Source organism: Escherichia sp. GZ89 (assembly GCF_019366485.1).
Lineage (GTDB): Bacteria > Pseudomonadota > Gammaproteobacteria > Enterobacterales > Enterobacteriaceae > Escherichia > Escherichia fergusonii.
Genome location: NZ_JAEOHX010000006.1, coordinates 36,217 through 53,413, shown reverse-complemented (window position 1 = coordinate 53,413; position 17,197 = coordinate 36,217). Strand labels below are relative to the sequence as shown.

General features: G+C 51.8%; 16 protein-coding genes. 5 read left to right on the top strand and 11 right to left on the bottom strand.

Annotation, left to right across the window (positions count from 1 at the left end; all coding sequences use genetic code 11):
• Window positions 1-22: 22 nt before the first annotated feature.
• Window positions 23-268 (top strand): septal ring assembly protein ZapB, encoded by a 246-nt coding sequence (gene zapB / locus K0335_RS11545; protein WP_001296623.1) that lies wholly within the window; start codon window positions 23-25, stop codon window positions 266-268.
• Between the two features lie 61 nt (window positions 269-329).
• Here zapB and rraA read toward each other — a convergent pair whose 3' ends face one another.
• From rraA to priA, 7 genes are all read right to left on the bottom strand, one after another.
• Window positions 330-815 (bottom strand): ribonuclease E activity regulator RraA, encoded by a 486-nt coding sequence (rraA, locus tag K0335_RS11540; RefSeq protein ID WP_000872908.1) that lies wholly within the window; start codon window positions 813-815, stop codon window positions 330-332.
• A gap of 92 nt (window positions 816-907) precedes the next feature.
• A complete protein-coding gene (gene menA / locus K0335_RS11535) occupies window positions 908-1,834 on the bottom strand; it encodes a 1,4-dihydroxy-2-naphthoate polyprenyltransferase (RefSeq protein ID WP_002431813.1) in 927 nt (308 codons plus the stop codon).
• Window positions 1,835-1,900: 66 nt separating this feature from the next.
• Window positions 1,901-3,232 (bottom strand): HslU--HslV peptidase ATPase subunit, encoded by a 1,332-nt coding sequence (gene hslU, locus K0335_RS11530; RefSeq protein ID WP_001293345.1) that lies wholly within the window; start codon window positions 3,230-3,232, stop codon window positions 1,901-1,903.
• 9 nt (window positions 3,233-3,241) lie between these two features.
• Complete coding sequence (hslV, locus tag K0335_RS11525; protein ID WP_000208242.1) at window positions 3,242-3,772, bottom strand: ATP-dependent protease subunit HslV; 531 nt, start codon at window positions 3,770-3,772, stop codon at window positions 3,242-3,244.
• A gap of 92 nt (window positions 3,773-3,864) precedes the next feature.
• Complete coding sequence (gene ftsN, locus K0335_RS11520) at window positions 3,865-4,809, bottom strand: cell division protein FtsN (RefSeq protein WP_002431812.1); 945 nt, start codon at window positions 4,807-4,809, stop codon at window positions 3,865-3,867.
• 93 nt (window positions 4,810-4,902) lie between these two features.
• Window positions 4,903-5,928, bottom strand: a complete 1,026-nt coding sequence (cytR, locus tag K0335_RS11515) for a DNA-binding transcriptional regulator CytR (protein WP_219393834.1) — start codon at window positions 5,926-5,928, stop codon at window positions 4,903-4,905.
• 155 nt (window positions 5,929-6,083) lie between these two features.
• The gene (gene priA, locus K0335_RS11510) at window positions 6,084-8,282 is read right to left on the bottom strand and encodes a primosomal protein N' (protein ID WP_001361702.1); all 2,199 of its coding nucleotides are present in this window, start codon (window positions 8,280-8,282) and stop codon (window positions 6,084-6,086) included.
• Between the two features lie 202 nt (window positions 8,283-8,484).
• On the opposite strand from priA, the gene rpmE reads away from it, so the two are divergent.
• Window positions 8,485-8,697 (top strand): 50S ribosomal protein L31, encoded by a 213-nt coding sequence (rpmE, locus tag K0335_RS11505; RefSeq protein WP_000710769.1) that lies wholly within the window; start codon window positions 8,485-8,487, stop codon window positions 8,695-8,697.
• Window positions 8,698-8,751: 54 nt separating this feature from the next.
• On the opposite strand, the gene K0335_RS11500 is transcribed toward rpmE, so the two are convergent.
• Genes K0335_RS11500 through metJ form a run of 3 tightly spaced genes read right to left on the bottom strand, consistent with a single transcriptional unit; the run spans window position 8,752 to window position 10,367 of the window.
• Entirely contained in the window at window positions 8,752-9,375 is a 624-nt protein-coding gene (locus K0335_RS11500) for a TIGR02117 family protein (protein ID WP_000720776.1), read from the bottom strand.
• 6 nt (window positions 9,376-9,381) lie between these two features.
• Window positions 9,382-9,990, bottom strand: coding sequence for a YiiX family permuted papain-like enzyme (locus K0335_RS11495; RefSeq protein WP_219393833.1), 609 nt, complete (start codon window positions 9,988-9,990; stop codon window positions 9,382-9,384).
• A 59-nt stretch (window positions 9,991-10,049) separates the two neighbouring features.
• Window positions 10,050-10,367 carry a met regulon transcriptional regulator MetJ gene (gene metJ / locus K0335_RS11490; protein WP_000852812.1) on the bottom strand — a complete coding sequence of 106 codons (318 nt, stop codon included), beginning with the start codon at window positions 10,365-10,367 and terminating at the stop codon, window positions 10,050-10,052.
• A 276-nt stretch (window positions 10,368-10,643) separates the two neighbouring features.
• Between metJ and metB the strand changes: the two genes are divergently transcribed.
• The gene (metB, locus tag K0335_RS11485) at window positions 10,644-11,804 is read left to right on the top strand and encodes a cystathionine gamma-synthase (protein ID WP_001353720.1); all 1,161 of its coding nucleotides are present in this window, start codon (window positions 10,644-10,646) and stop codon (window positions 11,802-11,804) included.
• A 2-nt stretch (window positions 11,805-11,806) separates the two neighbouring features.
• Window positions 11,807-14,239, top strand: a complete 2,433-nt coding sequence (metL, locus tag K0335_RS11480) for a bifunctional aspartate kinase/homoserine dehydrogenase II (RefSeq protein WP_000110761.1) — start codon at window positions 11,807-11,809, stop codon at window positions 14,237-14,239.
• Here the strand turns inward: metL and K0335_RS11475 are convergent.
• Window positions 14,203-15,333: a cytoplasmic protein gene (locus K0335_RS11475; RefSeq protein WP_104920035.1), complete on the bottom strand. Its 1,131-nt coding sequence runs from the start codon at window positions 15,331-15,333 to the stop codon at window positions 14,203-14,205. The two genes, metL and K0335_RS11475, sit on opposite strands and share 37 nt — an antisense overlap.
• A 132-nt stretch (window positions 15,334-15,465) precedes the next feature.
• Here K0335_RS11475 and K0335_RS11470 point away from each other — a divergent pair, with 132 nt between their 5' ends.
• Window positions 15,466-17,019: a bifunctional UDP-sugar hydrolase/5'-nucleotidase gene (locus tag K0335_RS11470; RefSeq protein ID WP_219393832.1), complete on the top strand. Its 1,554-nt coding sequence runs from the start codon at window positions 15,466-15,468 to the stop codon at window positions 17,017-17,019.
• The last annotated feature ends 178 nt before the right edge of the window (window positions 17,020-17,197 follow it).

Below are 17,197 nucleotides of genomic sequence, written 5' to 3'. Positions count from 1 at the left end.
CGCCTTGCAATTCAGGAGAGGTATGACAATGTCATTAGAAGTGTTTGAGAAACTGGAAGCAAAAGTACAGCAGGCGATTGATACCATCACTCTGTTGCAGATGGAAATCGAAGAGCTGAAAGAAAAAAACAACTCACTGTCGCAGGAAGTTCAAAATGCCCAGCATCAGCGCGAAGAGCTGGAGCGTGAGAACAACCATCTGAAAGAACAGCAGAACGGCTGGCAGGAACGTCTGCAGGCCCTGCTGGGTCGCATGGAAGAGGTCTGATTACGCTTCTTCTTTCGCGTAATTACTTTGCGGTATAAGGCACCTTGCGGTGCCTTTTTTATCACTCAATATCCAGCGGATCTTCAGAAAGAATAATCCCGGTATTGTCGGCATAGAGATGGTCGCCAGAGAAGAAAGTGACACCGCCAAAGTTGACGCGGACATCGCTTTCGCCAATGCCTTCGCCTGCGGCACCGACCGGAATTGCGGCCATTGCCTGGATGCCGATATCCAGCTCTTCCAGGTCATCTACCTGACGCACCGCGCCGTAAATGACCAGGCCTTCCCATTCATTTTGTACTGCCAGACGCGCCAGCTCAGCATCGACCAGTGCGCGACGAACAGAACCACCGCCATCAACGACAAGAACACGACCACGGCCATTCTGTTCGAGCAGATCGTACAGCAACCCGTTGTCCTCGAAACATTTTACCGTGATGATTTGTCCGCCAAACGACGCCCGTCCGCCAAAGTTGGAGAACAACGGTTCCACGACGTTGACATCTTCCTGATAGATGTCACAAAGCTCGGAAGTATCGTATTTCATAGGCTTAACATTCAGTTGCTGCGAGAATTTTCAGTATATCGCGCTATGTGGGTTGTTGGCAAAATCATCAATTGTTAATTGATATTTGTCAGTTATGCCAACCACTGGCTTAAGATAATCCCTAAAACAAACAAAAGGTTAGTCAATAATGCCCCTTTTACTGTGCGTTCCAGCATTGGGCGCATCGCGGCAGGTTCCATTTCGCGCATGACATAGCGCGCCTGTTTCACCAGCAGCGGTGTCGCCAACAGGAACAGCCAGCCCCAAACGCTATGTAAAGAGATCAGATTAAACAGTGCCAGACACACCAGCGAGCCCATCAGCAGACAAGCATGGTAACGACGTGCGTTCACTTCCCCTAAACGCACCACCAGCGTGTTTTTGCCATTCTCCCGGTCGCTATTGATATCGCGCAGGTTATTAATATTCAGTACCGCTGTTGCTAACAACCCACACGCCGTCGCCGGAAGGATCAGCGCCGGAATCAGAGTGTGCGCCTGCAAATACCAGCTTCCCATCACACTTAGCCAGCCAAAGAAAATCAGGACAGAAATATCACCGAGGCCAATATATCCATATGGGCGATTGCCTACGGTGTAGGTGATCGCGGCAATAATTGAAAGCCCACCCAAAATCAGGAAACCAACAAAATCGGCGAGTGTATGACATGCCACTGCAACCAGTGCCAGCCCGGAGAGGCAAATCAGAACGACAGTGATGATCAGCGCCCGTTTCATCTCTTGCTGGGTAATCACACCTTTTTGCATGCCGCGCAGTGGTCCAATGCGGTCAGGTTTATCGCTGCCTTTTACCGCATCGCCGTAATCATTGGCGAGGTTAGAGAGAATTTGCAGCAGTCCGGCGGTAATCAGTGCCAGGAGGGCGACCAGCGGATCGAAGTGACCTTGCCACCATGCCAGCGCCGTCCCGACGATAATTGCAGCAAAGGCGAGGGGGAGGGTTTTAGGTCGTAAACTTTCCAGCCACGCCTGAGTTCGGCTAATTTGTTGTTCAGTCATAATACGCGCCAATAAAAATGGGGCCTTTCAGCCCCATCAAACAATGATGAAAATGATTGAACGCGATTATAGGATAAAACGGCTCAGATCTTCATCTGCCACCAACGCATCCAGATGTTTGCTCACATAATCTGCGTCGATGGTGATAGATTGACCGCTTAAATCGCTGGCGTCGTAGGAGATCTCTTCCATCAAACGCTCCAGAACGGTGTGTAAACGGCGAGCACCGATGTTTTCGGTGGATTCGTTTACCTGCCATGCCGCTTCCGCGATACGCTTAATGCCCGACTCAGTGAACTCAATATTCACGCCTTCGGTCGCCATCAGTGCTTTGTACTGCACGGTGATAGAGGCATTCGGTTCGGTCAGAATACGCTCGAAGTCGCTGGTGGTCAGTGCCTGCAGCTCAACACGGATCGGCAGACGGCCTTGCAGTTCCGGGATCAGGTCAGACGGTTTCGCAATCTGGAACGCGCCAGAAGCGATAAACAGAATGTGGTCAGTTTTGACCATCCCGTGTTTGGTGGAAACGGTGCAACCTTCTACCAGCGGCAGCAGGTCACGCTGAACGCCTTCACGAGAAACATCCGGACCGGAAGACTCGCCGCGCTTACAGATTTTGTCGATTTCGTCGATAAACACGATCCCGTGCTGCTCAACAGCGTCGATAGCGTCTTGCTTCAGCTCTTCCGGGTTCACCAGTTTCGCCGCTTCTTCTTCAATCAGCAGCTTCATGGCGTCTTTGATTTTCAGTTTACGCGCTTTTTGTTTCTGACCGCCCAGGTTCTGGAACATGGACTGCAGCTGGCTGGTCATCTCTTCCATTCCCGGAGGCGCCATAATTTCAACGCCCATCGGTGCTGCGGCAAGATCGATCTCGATTTCTTTGTCATCGAGCTGGCCTTCACGCAGTTTTTTGCGGAATGCCTGACGAGCAGCGGACGGTTCCTGCTGTTGTTCGGTCTGTCCCCAGTTGTTTTTAGCCGGTGGGATCAGCACGTCGAGAATACGTTCTTCTGCCAGTTCTTCAGCGCGATAACGGTTTTTCTCAATAGCCTGGACGCGTACCATTTTCACGGCGGCATCGGTCAGATCGCGAATAATAGAATCCACTTCCTTACCTACATAGCCCACTTCGGTGAATTTGGTCGCTTCAACTTTAATGAACGGCGCATTCGCCAGCTTAGCCAGACGACGAGCGATTTCAGTTTTACCGACACCGGTCGGGCCGATCATCAGGATATTTTTCGGGGTCACTTCATGGCGCAGCTCTTCGTTAAGCTGCATGCGACGCCAGCGGTTACGCAGTGCAATCGCCACGGAACGCTTGGCGTTATCCTGGCCGATGATGTGTTTATCCAGTTCGCTGACGATTTCGCGTGGGGTCATTTCAGACATGGGAGATCCTTACGCTTTGTAGCTTAATTCTTCGATGGTGTGGAAATGGTTGGTATAGATGCAAATGTCGCCTGCAATATCCAACGCCTTTTCAGCAATTTCACGAGCACTCAATTCAGTGTTTTCTAACAGCGCGCGCGCCGCAGCCTGGGCGTAAGGGCCGCCGGAGCCGATAGCAATAAGATCGTTTTCTGGCTGCACCACGTCACCGTTACCGGTGATGATAAGCGATGCAGTTTCATCCGCGACTGCCAGCAGTGCTTCAAGTTTGCGCAACATGCGATCGGTACGCCAGTCTTTCGCCAGCTCAACAGCGGCTTTAACCAGATGGCCCTGATGCATTTCCAGTTTACGTTCAAACAGTTCGAACAGCGTAAAGGCATCCGCAGTACCGCCAGCAAAGCCCGCGATCACTTTATCGTTATACAGGCGGCGAACTTTTTTCACGTTGCCTTTCATTACGGTGTTACCCAGTGTGGCCTGACCATCACCGGCGATTACCACGTGGCCATTACGGCGTACGCTTACTATAGTTGTCACGAGCAGACCCCTTGGTTAGGAATACAGAATTCAAACCCCGCACAATTGTGCGGGGCATAATGCAATTATAGATGGGGGGGATTTTGAGGGTTTCAACCCCCGGTAGCGAGTCGAATACAGTTTGTGTGACCCGCCATCTTCAGGCGATTCAGGGTGCCGTCGGCATTTTCTTTCCCTTTAATCGGGCCAATCACCACACGATTCCAGCCATTGTTGGTGGTAATTTTGGAATCAAACCCTTCAAAAGCCAATTGCGCACGTACGGTTTCTGCCTGCTCGGCACCTTTAAACGAGCCACACTGCACCATCCAGCGACGTTCGTCTTTCTTCTCAGCCGTTGGTTTTGGCGCATCAGCGGCCCGGCTAACAGGCGCGACTTGCTGTGACTTAGGCTGCGCGGCAGTGTGTGCTGGCGTTTGCAGGAGATCCTGGTACGGCTGCTGAGCCGCCTGGCGTGTCTGCTGCGTCTGGCGCGGTGGTTGCTGAGCTTGCGCGGTACGCGGTTGCTGATATGCCTGCTCAGCCTGTCGCTGCTGCTGTTGAGCCGCCTGAATCTGACGCTGCTGTGCCTGACGTTGAAGCGTTTGCTGACGCTGTTCTGGCGTCTGTTCATTCCATGGAACTTCAACCAATTGCGTCGGCTGCTGGCGCATATCAGCCTGCATTTGCTCCAGTAGCTGCCGCTGTTCAGGCGTTAACTGGTCAGGATTGATCACTTCGCCACCTGCAGAAGGTTCTGTTGGCGCACGCACACCAGGCTGGCGACTTTCCAGCTCTTTAATGTAACGCCAGCGCTCTTCTGGTTTGGGGGGGAGTCCGTTTCCGGTCACTTTTTGACTTTGCAGCGTCTCGGACTCTTCTTTCTTGTGATGGGTAATGAAGTACAGACCGCCGATAAAGGTCACAAGAACTGCAGCGGCAATAGCGACCATTGCCGGTGATACCGCAGGCATGTTGCGTTGCTTTTTCCGTGAAGTGCTCTTTTTGCGCCGCGAAGGAGCCGGTTGGCCGCGACGTACATAATCTCGTTGTGCCACTATCGTTTCGCTGTATTTATTCGTTCATCAGCCCGCCATGTTACTTAAGCGACGGGCCTTTGACCAGACACGGAAGTCTTAAAGCCAGTGACTTTATGTTAAAGCGCGTGTGGATTCACGAACGATCAGTTCGCAGCCCATTAATCGGGATCCATTACTCACATCGTGGCCATGAATTTGTTCCAGTAATAAGAGCATGGCTTCACGACCAATCTCGTAACGCGGTTGGGCGATAGTGGTCAGTGGCGGATCACAATGTTCGGCCAGGGCGATATTGTCGAATCCCATAATTGACACATCATCCGGGACTTTCAGCCCCATACGTTTAGCACTGGAGATAGCCCCAACAGCCATGACATCGCTATGGCAAAAGATAGCTGTTGGCGGTTCTGGTTGATCGAGCAGTTGCTTTAACGCATTGCCACCTGCCTCATAAGTAAAATCACCGCGGGCAATATAGTGTGGATTAACGGTGATGGCATTACGACGCAACGCCTGCACGTACCCTTGTAAGCGATAGTGGCAGAAGGGCATATCTTCCGGCCCGGCGATACAACCGATACGCCGATGCCCAAGACTGAGCAAATAATTGATTGCGTTAAATGATGCCGTAAGGTTGTCGATATGAACTGTAGGTAACTCCAGTTCCGGGGCAAATTCGTTCGACATCACCATCGGCGGTAAATTACGCTGCTCTTCTACGCTGGCGTTAAATGGCAAGCGGGAACTCAACAGCACCATGCCATCGATTTGTTTAGTAACAATTAAATTGATAAACGTCTTTTCTTGCTGATTCTGATGGGCGCAATCGCCAATTAATACCAGATATCCCTGTTCGGCAGCTGTGACTTCAACACCCCTGATAACGTCATGAAAGAAGGGATCGCAAATATCCGGGACAATCACCAGAATGGTGCGTGATTCATTACGTTTCGCGTTTCGCCCCATAGTTTGCGGCAAATACCCTACTTCCCTGGCGGCCTGTTCAACCCGGCTACGTGTTGCCTGGGAGACTTTATCTGGATTCATTAACGCGCGGGACACAGTTGCAGTGGAGACCTTTGCCTTCAGTGCAACATCTTTCATTGTAGCGGCAGTCACCTGCTTCTTCAGCTTCACTTTCTCTCCTCGCCTGAAACTCTGGCGCAGAACAATCCTTGTTTAACTCGTTTTCGACACATTTTTATCAGATAGTTAGTGGAAGCGGTTACAGAATTTTCATTAAAAGTGTGATGAATATTAAATTTTTCGATCCGCCTCGCAACGTTTGCGCATTAGCCTTCGATGGGATCGACATCCAGCACCCATTTCACCTTGCGGGAATCCGGTATTGTATTAATAAGCGCCAGCGTACCATTGATGATGTGCTGTAAGCGTACGCGGGAAGGGTGCTGCAACAAAATTTGCCAGCGCCAGCGACCGCCACGTTTAGGAGCCAGCGCCGGAACCGGGCCGAGAACCCAGAGTTTCTCGTCTGCCAGCGGGCTGGAGAGGATGAGATTACGCAGTTGTTGCAGGAACAATGGCGCGTGCTGATTGTTATGATCTTCCGCACGCACAATCACATGGCTGGTCCATGGCGGCAGTTGCATCATTCGCCGCTCAGCCAGCGCCTGTTCGGCAAAGGCGTCGTAGCCTTTATAGAGCAACGTTTGCAACAGCGGATGTTCAGGATGGTGCGTTTGCAGCACTACTTCGCCCTGTTTACCCGCACGTCCGGCACGGCCAGCCACCTGGGTATAAAGTTGGGCAAAACGCTCTGCCGAGCGAAAATCGGCAGAAAACAGCGCGCCGTCTACGTCCAGTAATGCCACCAGCGTCACATCCGGAAAGTGGTGACCTTTCGCCAGCATTTGCGTGCCGATCAAAATCCTCGCGCCGCCGCGATGCACTTCCGCCAGTTGTTGTTCAAGCGCCCCTTTGCGGCTGGTGGTATCGCGGTCGATACGAGAAATGGGCACGCCGGGGAACATCGGCGCAAGCGTCTGTTCAAGCTGTTCGGTGCCCAGCCCCACGGGGACCAGGTGCGTGGAACCGCAGGAAGGGCACTGGCGCGGCACCGGACGCTGACTGTCACAGTGGTGACAGCGCAAATGCTGTTGCGCCTGATGCAGCGTGTAGTAGTGATCGCAACGTGGGCATTCGGCAATCCAGCCGCAGTCGTGGCACAGCAAGGCAGGCGCAAAGCCACGGCGGTTAAGAAAGAGGATAACCTGGTTGTCGGCCTGTAAATGCTGGCGCATACGGGTGATTAACGCCGGAGCCAGACCAGCCTGCACCTTCTGACCTTTTAAATCCAGCACGTGTTGAATTGCCGGACGCGCATTCCCTGCCCGACGGGTCAGGCGTAGCAGGCGGTATTTTTTCTGCTGGACGTTGCATAACGTTTCCAGCGCGGGCGTTGCGGAGCCAAGAATAATCGGGATTTGCTCGCTGTGCGCACGATACACCGCCAGGTCGCGGGCATGATAGCGCCAGCCTTCCTGCTGCTTGTAGGAACTGTCGTGCTCTTCATCAATGACAATCACACCGAGATTTTTAAACGGCGTAAACAGCGCGGAGCGGGTGCCGATCACAATCGCCGCCTCACCATTTTTCGCTTTCAACCACGCCGAAAGACGCTCGCTGTCGTTCAGGCCGGAATGCAGAACTTCCACTGGCGCATTAAACCGCTCACGAAAACGGGCAATAGTTTGCGGTGTCAGGCCGATTTCCGGCACCATCACCAGCGCCTGTTTGCCCTGAGCGAGCACGTTTTCCAGCACGCTTAAATAGACTTCCGTTTTACCGGAACCGGTAACACCCGCCAGCAGCCAGGCAGAAAAAGTATCTGCCGCGCTATGAATTGCGCCAACAGCGGTGGCCTGTTCGGTATTCAATCGCAACCGTTCACCAGAAACGGCATAGTTCGTGCGCCAGTCGCTAAACTCTGGTGTTTCACTTGCTAAATCACACAGACCTTTTTTGCGCAGCGCCTGCAACGCGGCATCATTAAATTCGAGCGTGGCAACCTGATCACGCCAGATTTTGCCTTGCCGTAACGCTGCCAGCGCCTGTTGTTGCTTGGGTGAGCGTTTCAGGCTGTTCAGATCCACTGCCTGACCTTGTTCAGTGGCAAACCAATACCACATCGGCGCGTTCGCCGCAGGCCGCCCCTGGCGCAGTAAAATCGGCAAGGCATGAAACAGCACATCGCCAATCGGATGATGATAGTAATCCGCGGCCCATAGCAGTAATCGCCAGACGGAGTGAGTAAATACCGGCTCAACGTCCAGCACTTCTACTACCGCTTTCAGCTCGTTAAGCGGCAGCTCGCTGACGTCGCTAACTGACACCACAACCCCGATACGCTCCTGCTGTTTGCCAAACGGCACGCGCACGCGACACCCGGCTTTAACCGTCATGCCTTCTGGCAGCAGATAGTCAAAGGTACGAGGAAGCGGAACGGGCAAGGCAACGTGAGCAACGGGCATAGCATCATCCTGACTTGAAATTCGGTGGAACAGTATACACATTGCCGTAGAGGAGTGCGGATCAGTTTGCATACGCTGGTTAATTTCTGTATGATTCGGCGCCTTTGATACGAAATGATCGTGTCAAACTATACTTTAAACATCGCGTGGTGTCTGGCGTTAGGGCTGGAAGAGCGACGCGGCCTTAAACCGAGGTTTTCCCATGAAAAAAGATATTCACCCGAAATACGAAGAAATTACTGCTAGCTGCTCTTGCGGTAACGTAATGAAAATCCGCTCCACCGTTGGTCATGATCTGAACCTCGACGTGTGCAGCAAGTGCCACCCGTTCTTCACTGGCAAACAGCGTGATGTTGCTACCGGTGGCCGTGTTGACCGCTTCAACAAGCGTTTCAACATCCCGGGCAGCAAATAAGACCGGATTTCCGAAAAAAGCGCCGCACGGCGCTTTTTTTGTGCCTGAAAAACTTTAAGGCATTGCGCTCATCACACTTCCTGCCGTCAATTTTAAAGCTGGTTCAATCTCTATCCCCGCGCTTTGTAACCCTTTTGCCGTCCATTTATTACAGGTATTTAAAATCCCATAGCGACCATTCGCGGCATAAAACTGGCTGTCACCATAAATGCCTTTTTTGAGCGGAATAATATTTCCCGCGTCGCTACGGGAAAAGCTCCGACCAATAAATAACATTAAGGTCGAAAGTTGACCGTTGTTAATTGTCAGTGGCTTAACTTCACTGCCAGGAAAATAGCGTTCAGGTGGGGCAGAGAACGCCACCACATGCATTACTGCGCCAGTAGACCAGAACATCGCCTGTAGTGTCAGGCTGCTGGTAATTTCCTGTGCCTGATAAAAGCCTTTATCGCCCCAGCCGATTTCATACCATTTTGGTTGCGCAAATCTCGCGTCGAGTTGCGGTAAAACGCGATTAACGTTTGCAGCGGGCACCACAATCCCGGTATGCCAGCCGTGACTGACAATATAAATATTATGCTGACCTGCAAAGTCATTGTTTACCGGAGCGACAGCTTGCGGAAAGGTCGTGCAACTACAAAGCAACAAACAGACTACGGCGGGAATTATTTTTTTCATCATCCATTACCACGAAAACAGCGGCCATTCTTTGGCGACTGTGGTGAGTTGTGGCGCATCGAAAACGGCTTGTGGCGAGACCACCGTTTCCTCAAGCGGAATATTTTTCCCGTAACGTTCTTTGAGCTTCGCCTGAACCAGCGGGTTGCTGAGATCGAACTCTTTCAGTTTTTGCTGTTCACCCACGCGCATTCCCAGTGCGTTCTGGTAAACCTTCCACACTACTTCCGAACAGTACTGGCGATCATCACTCCACGAGAAGCTGAAATCGTACGGTTTGCCGAGATAACGTTTTGCCGTTTGCGCCAGTTTTTGCTGTTGTTCGGTATTCAGTCCGCCTTCAACGCGGCGAACAATGTATTTGCCATCTTCACCGTGGGCGATCCACTGCTTGAGCGGGGTGTATTTCACCGGGCCGACCGCTTCAAAAACGTAGGGCTTTTTGTTACGCATCACCAGCATACCGGTGTGGCTGTAATCGGAATGGGTCGCCAGTTGGATCGCTTTACTTTGCAATGAGCGAGAGATTTGAAAGATGATGTCGCCAGTTTGCGGCTGCCAGGCAAAGGCAGGCACAGAAACCAGCAGGCTGAGGATCAGTAGCCTGTATTTCATAGTTAAACGTCCATGTATGAAAAAAGCGGCTGGTTAACTCCGCGCCGCTCTTTTCCGCTTTAGTATTCCCACGTTTCCGGGTTAATCCCCATCTCACGCATGATCTCTTTTGCCGCTTCCGGGATTTCGTCGCTGCGCTCTTTACGCAGGTCGGCATCATCCGGCAGAGGTTGCCCGGTAAAGGCATGCAGAAACGCTTCGCACAGCAGCTCGCTGTTGGTAGCGTGACGCAGGTTGTTCACCTGACGACGCGTGCGTTCATCGGTGAGGATTTTTAACACCTTAAGAGGAATGGAAACCGTAATCTTTTTGACTTGTTCACTCTTCTTGCCGTGCTCAGCGTATGGGCTGATATATTCGCCGCTCCATTCAGCCATGAGATACTTAATCCTCTTCGTCAATAAATTGAGATCAGACCACACAGTTAATATGGGTACTGACCGTAAACCCGCATAGTTTACCGTACAGGCGTTACCGTGACATCGTGTAATGCACCTGTTGGCGTGATAATGCATATAATTTTAACGGCTATTTGGGATTTGCTCAATCTATACGCAAAGAAGTTTAGATGTCCAGATGTATTGACGTCCATTAACACAATGTTTACTCTGGTGCCTGAGATTTCACCGACAAAGCCCAGGGAACTTCATCACATGACGCGTAAACAGGCCACCATCGCAGTGCGTAGCGGGTTAAATGACGACGAACAGTATGGTTGCGTTGTCCCTCCAATCCATCTTTCCAGCACCTATAACTTTACCGGATTTAATGAACCGCGCGCGCATGATTACTCGCGTCGCGGCAACCCAACGCGCGATGTGGTTCAGCGTGCGCTGGCAGAACTGGAAGGCGGTGCTGGTGCAGTGCTGACTAATACCGGCATGTCTGCCATCCACCTGGTAACAACCGTCTTTTTGAAACCTGGCGATTTGCTGGTTGCACCGCACGACTGCTACGGCGGCAGCTATCGCCTGTTCGACAGCCTGGCGAAACGCGGCTGTTATCGCGTGCTGTTTGTTGATCAAGGAGATGAGCAGGCATTGCAGGCTGCACTGGCAGAAAAACCCAAACTAGTACTGGTAGAAAGCCCAAGTAATCCATTGTTACGCGTCGTGGATATTGCGAAAATCTGCCATCTGGCAAGGGAAGTCGGGGCGGTGAGCGTGGTGGATAACACCTTCTTAAGCCCGGCATTACAAAATCCACTGGCATTGGGTGCCGATCTGGTGTTGCATTCATGCACGAAATATCTGAACGGTCACTCAGATGTAGTGGCTGGCGTGGTGATTGCTAAAGACCCGGACGTTGTCACCGAACTGGCCTGGTGGGCAAACAATATTGGTGTGACGGGCGGCGCGTTTGACAGCTATCTGCTGCTACGCGGGTTGCGAACGCTGGTGCCGCGTATGGAGCTGGCGCAGCGCAACGCGCAGGCGATTGTGAAATATCTGCAAACCCAGCCGTTGGTGAAAAAACTGTATCACCCGTCGCTGCCGGAAAATCAGGGGCATGAAATTGCCGCGCGCCAGCAAAAAGGCTTTGGCGCAATGTTGAGTTTTGAACTGGATGGCGATGAGCAGACGCTGCGTCGTTTCCTGGGCGGGTTGTCGTTGTTTACGCTGGCGGAATCATTAGGGGGAGTGGAAAGTTTAATCTCTCACGCCGCAACCATGACACATGCAGGCATGGCACCAGAAGCGCGTGCTGCCGCCGGGATCTCCGAGACGCTGCTGCGTATCTCCACCGGTATTGAAGATGGCGAAGATTTAATTGCCGACCTGGAAAATGGCTTCCGGGCTGCAAACAAGGGGTAAAAATGAGTGTGATTGCGCAGGCAGGGGCGAAAGGTCGTCAACTGCATAAATTTGGTGGCAGTAGTCTGGCTGATGTGAAGTGTTATTTGCGTGTCGCGGGCATTATGGCGGAGTACTCTCAGCCCGACGATATGATGGTGGTTTCCGCCGCCGGTAGCACCACTAACCAGTTGATTAACTGGTTGAAACTAAGCCAGACCGATCGTCTCTCTGCGCATCAGGTTCAACAAACGCTACGTCGTTATCAGTGCGATCTGATTAGCGGCCTGCTACCCGCCGAAGAAGCCGATAGCCTCATTAGTGCCTTTATCAGCGATCTTGAGCGCCTGGCGGCGTTGCTCGACAGCGGTATTAACGATGCGGTGTATGCGGAAGTGGTGGGCCACGGTGAAGTGTGGTCGGCACGCTTAATGTCTGCGGTGCTTAATCAACAAGGATTGCCTGCAGCCTGGCTTGATGCCCGCGAGTTTTTACGCGCTGAACGTGCCGCGCAGCCACAGGTTGATGAAGGCCTTTCGTACCCATTGCTGCAACAACTGCTGGTGCAACATCCGGGCAAACGCCTGGTGGTGACCGGATTTATCAGCCGTAACAACGCAGGTGAAACGGTGCTGCTGGGGCGTAACGGTTCCGACTATTCCGCGACACAAATCGGTGCGCTGGCGGGTGTTTCCCGCGTAACCATCTGGAGCGATGTCGCCGGGGTATATAGTGCCGACCCGCGTAAAGTGAAAGATGCCTGTCTGCTGCCATTGCTGCGTCTTGATGAAGCCAGCGAACTGGCGCGTCTGGCGGCCCCCGTTCTTCACGCCCGTACTTTACAGCCAGTATCCGGTAGTGAAATCGACCTACAACTGCGCTGTAGCTACACGCCGGATCAAGGTTCCACGCGCATTGAACGCGTGCTGGCTTCCGGTACTGGCGCGCGTATTGTCACCAGCCACGATGATGTTTGTTTGATTGAGTTTCAGGTGCCCGCCAGTCAGGATTTCAAACTGGCGCATAAAGAGATCGACCAAATCCTGAAACGTGCTCAGGTGCGCCCACTGGCGGTTGGCGTACATAATGATCGCCAGTTGCTGCAATTTTGCTACACCTCGGAAGTGGCCGACAGTGCGCTGAAAATCCTCGACGAAGCAGGATTACCCGGCGAACTGCGTCTGCGCCAGGGGCTGGCGCTGGTGGCGATGGTTGGTGCAGGCGTCACCCGCAACCCGCTGCATTGCCACCGCTTCTGGCAGCAACTGAAAGGCCAGCCGGTCGAATTTACCTGGCAGTCCGATGACGGCATCAGCCTGGTGGCAGTACTGCGCACCGGGCCGACCGAAAGCCTGATTCAGGGGCTGCATCAGTCCGTCTTCCGCGCAGAAAAACGCATCGGCCTGGTATTGTTCGGTAAGGGCAATATCGGTTCCCGCTGGCTGGAACTGTTCGCCCGTGAGCAGAGCACGCTCTCGGCGCGCACCGGCTTTGAATTTGTGCTGGCAGGCGTGGTAGATAGCCGCCGTAGCCTGTTGAGCTATGACGGGCTGGACGCCAGCCGCGCGCTAGCCTTCTTTAATGATGAAGCCGTCGAGCAGGATGAAGAGTCGCTGTTCCTGTGGATGCGTGCCCATCCGTATGATGATTTAGTGGTGCTGGACGTTACCGCCAGTCAGCAACTGGCCGATCAATACCTCGATTTCGCCAGCCACGGTTTCCACGTCATCAGTGCCAACAAACTGGCGGGAGCGAGCGACAGCAATAAATATCGCCAGATCCACGACGCGTTCGAAAAAACCGGGCGTCACTGGCTATACAACGCCACCGTCGGCGCAGGTTTGCCGATCAACCATACCGTGCGCGATCTGATCGACAGCGGCGACACTATTTTGTCGATCAGCGGGATCTTCTCCGGCACACTCTCCTGGCTGTTCCTGCAATTCGACGGTAGCGTGCCGTTTACCGAGCTGGTGGATCAGGCGTGGCAGCAGGGCTTAACCGAGCCTGACCCGCGTGATGACCTCTCCGGCAAAGACGTGATGCGCAAGCTGGTGATTCTGGCGCGTGAAGCGGGTTACAACATTGAACCGGACCAGGTGCGTGTTGAATCACTGGTGCCAACCCATTGCGAAGGGGGAAGCATCGACCATTTCTTTGAAAATGGTGATGAACTTAATGAGCAGATGGTACAACGGTTGGAAGCGGCCCGTGAAATGGGGCTGGTGTTGCGCTACGTGGCGCGTTTCGATGCCAACGGCAAAGCGCGAGTAGGCGTGGAAGCGGTGCGTGAAGACCATCCGCTGGCATCACTACTACCGTGCGATAACGTCTTTGCCATCGAAAGCCGCTGGTATCGCGATAATCCGCTGGTGATCCGTGGGCCAGGCGCGGGACGCGACGTCACCGCTGGGGCAATTCAGTCGGATATTAACCGTCTGGCGCAGTTGTTGTAATCCTGAGCCAGAGAAAGCAGTATTTTCGTTACGCGCCCTGCGGAAAGCGGGGTGCTGTGAGTAAATACGGCTTGTTTATGTAGCCAGTGGATAAAATGTCTGCTGGTTGCTAAAGAGAGCATTTTGGCTTTGCTGCTCTTTCCGCCCGTTAATGAACATACCATTTTACGATTTTTTCCCTGACCCCAGAGTTGCCACTGATTTTTCCACCAACCGTGATAAGTTGTTCCCTGAAAACTCAAGGGCATATTATCGGTATCGTCAGCTATTTCCTCTTCAATAAACCAAATTTCACCTTGCTGTTGGCGAAAGAGATCTGCCCAGGCCGTAATAATGGCACCTCTTAAAAAACACTCGTGTGAAATTACATGTGTTTTTACTGTAGGGAATAAAATATTCAGTACTCTGAAATGCCCGTGTGCAGTGATAACCGGACGCAGAATAGCGCCTTTAGCATTGCGCTTGAGCGCTGCGCAGCCATATTGAATTTCATCAAACTGACTGCGCCGTAGAAATTGTGTTTCGCGCATATCAACGCGTTGTACAATACTATTGTCGTGTAACTCAGGTTCTGTATTTCCTCTGTATCGATAATGCAAACTTTCTCCAGCTTGATGCTGAGTGTAATTAGTAGAAAGATGAAGAATATTACCGCGAAGAGCATCAAAACTCATTAAAACATACAGTTTCTGCCCGCCGCTGGCTCCCTGAAATGGCACCAGAAGAGCAACCGTTTCGATTATTTCGGGAGGCGTTATTTCTTTCTGATATTGTTTGGGCGTCCAGACTTTTTTGCAGTTACGACATTGAATGCGTTGCGATCCCTGTGGATTGTGACCATAACAAATCGTCTCAGTGCCATAACATACCGGGCAGAAATGGCCTTTCTCAGTTGCAAAAGTAGATAAGTGAACTGACAGCCAGTCACGAAATTGTTGCTCGTCAAACAAAGGCGGGTAACTTCCGCATGCCCGACAGTGCAATGCCGGATAACCCAGTCGATAATCAGGCCAGCTATAATCAGGAGATATTGGTAGTCCTAAATTACGGCAACCAAACGACTTGCAGGCATTAATCGTAAACAGAGTCGACATATTTCACCAACGATTTCACAAGGTCGTTGATTTTGTCCGGCAACGCTCCCTTATGGATGTGATTACTCTCACATAAATAACTCTTTCAGAACGTAATGTAGCAATCCTTTATCTCACTGAAAGGGACTATTTATGAAAATTAAAATGCTTGCTGCGGGTATCGCATTAACACTGCCGTTTTGGGCCTGCGCCAAAGATGTCACCATTATTTATACCAACGACCTCCATGCACATGTAGAGCCTTATAAAGTGCCGTGGATTGCTGACGGTAAACGGGATATTGGCGGCTGGGCAAATATCACTACGCTTGTTAAACAAGAAAAAGCTAAAAACAAAGTGACCTGGTTTTTTGATGCGGGTGACTATTTTACCGGGCCGTATATCAGCAGCCTGACTAAAGGCAAGGCGATTATCGATATTATGAATACCATGCCGTTCGATGCGGTCACTATAGGTAATCATGAATTTGATCACGGCTGGGACAATACGTTATTACAGTTGAGTCAGGCAAAATTCCCGATTGTGCAGGGTAATGTTTTTTATCAGAACAGCAGTAAATCATTCTGGGATAAGCCCTATACCATCATTGAAAAAGACGGCGTGAAAATTGGCGTGATTGGTTTGCACGGTGTATTTGCCTTTAATGATACGGTATCTGCGGCAACGCGAGTGGGTATTGAGGCGCGTGATGAAATTAAATGGCTACAACGTTATATCGATGAACTCAAAGGCAAGGTTGATTTGACCGTTGCGCTGATTCACGAAGGTGTTCCGGCCCGCCAGTCCAGTATGGGAGGCACAGATGTGCGCCGCGCACTGGATAAAGATATTCAGACGGCAAGTCAGGTGAAAGGGCTGGATATTTTGATCACCGGACATGCACATGTGGGTACGCCAGAACCGATTAAAGTCGGCAATACGCTCATCCTTTCCACTGACAGCGGCGGGATTGATGTGGGTAAACTGGTTCTCGACTACAAAGAGAAGCCGCACACTTTTACGGTGAAAAACTTCGAGCTTAAAACCATTTACGCCGATGAGTGGAAGCCCGATGCGCAAACAAAACAGGTGATCGAAGGCTGGAATAAAAAGCTGGATGAAGTGGTGCAACAAACGGTGGCGCAATCGCCGGTTGAACTAAAACGTGCCTATGGTGAATCAGCTTCTCTCGGGAACCTGGCGGCAGACGCTTTGCTGGCAGCGGCGGGTAAAAATACCCAGTTGGCGTTAACCAACTCTGGTGGGATTCGCAATGAGATCCCGGCGGGTGCAATTACGATGGGTGGCGTCATCAGTACCTTCCCGTTCCCCAACGAACTGGTGACGATGGAACTCACGGGTAAACAATTACGCAGTTTGATGGAACACGGCGCAAGTTTAAGTAATGGCGTTTTACAGGTATCGAAAGGCCTGGAAATGAAGTACGACAGCAGCAAGCCGGTTGGTCAGCGGGTTATCTCGCTGACTCTGAATGGCAAACCGATTGAAGATGCGACGGTTTACCACATTGCCACTCAGAGTTTCCTTGCTGATGGTGGAGATGGTTTTACCGCGTTTACCGAGGGTAAAGCGCGCAATACGACGGGCGGTTATTACGTTTATCACGCGGTGGTTGATTACTTTAAAGCGGGTAACACCATCACGGATGAACAGATCAACGGTATGCGCGTGAAAGATATTAAATAAAAGTACGCACTGAGTTGACCCTACTGTTTGTTACCCGTTGATTTCGCAGATTCTGTATTCGGCCTACACGAGAGCGCAGGCCGAATCAGATGCTTTAGCATCACCATCCGGTGGCAGGGCGTTGTTTTTCGAATGAGAACAGGTGCCGTTGTGTTGCCTGTATATCAGTCAAAACGAG

Coding starts and splice junctions, on each gene's coding strand:
- zapB (WP_001296623.1), top strand. CDS start 23: ATGACAATGTCATTAGAAGTGTTTGAGAAACTGGAAGCAAAAGTACAG.
- rraA (WP_000872908.1), bottom strand. CDS start 815: ATGAAATACGATACTTCCGAGCTTTGTGACATCTATCAGGAAGATGTC.
- menA (WP_002431813.1), bottom strand. CDS start 1,834: ATGACTGAACAACAAATTAGCCGAACTCAGGCGTGGCTGGAAAGTTTA.
- hslU (WP_001293345.1), bottom strand. CDS start 3,232: ATGTCTGAAATGACCCCACGCGAAATCGTCAGCGAACTGGATAAACAC.
- priA (WP_001361702.1), bottom strand. CDS start 8,282: ATGCCCGTTGCTCACGTTGCCTTGCCCGTTCCGCTTCCTCGTACCTTT.
- rpmE (WP_000710769.1), top strand. CDS start 8,485: ATGAAAAAAGATATTCACCCGAAATACGAAGAAATTACTGCTAGCTGC.
- K0335_RS11500 (WP_000720776.1), bottom strand. CDS start 9,375: ATGAAAAAAATAATTCCCGCCGTAGTCTGTTTGTTGCTTTGTAGTTGC.
- K0335_RS11495 (WP_219393833.1), bottom strand. CDS start 9,990: ATGAAATACAGGCTACTGATCCTCAGCCTGCTGGTTTCTGTGCCTGCC.
- metJ (WP_000852812.1), bottom strand. CDS start 10,367: ATGGCTGAATGGAGCGGCGAATATATCAGCCCATACGCTGAGCACGGC.
- metB (WP_001353720.1), top strand. CDS start 10,644: ATGACGCGTAAACAGGCCACCATCGCAGTGCGTAGCGGGTTAAATGAC.
- metL (WP_000110761.1), top strand. CDS start 11,807: ATGAGTGTGATTGCGCAGGCAGGGGCGAAAGGTCGTCAACTGCATAAA.
- K0335_RS11475 (WP_104920035.1), bottom strand. CDS start 15,333: ATGTCGACTCTGTTTACGATTAATGCCTGCAAGTCGTTTGGTTGCCGT.
- K0335_RS11470 (WP_219393832.1), top strand. CDS start 15,466: ATGAAAATTAAAATGCTTGCTGCGGGTATCGCATTAACACTGCCGTTT.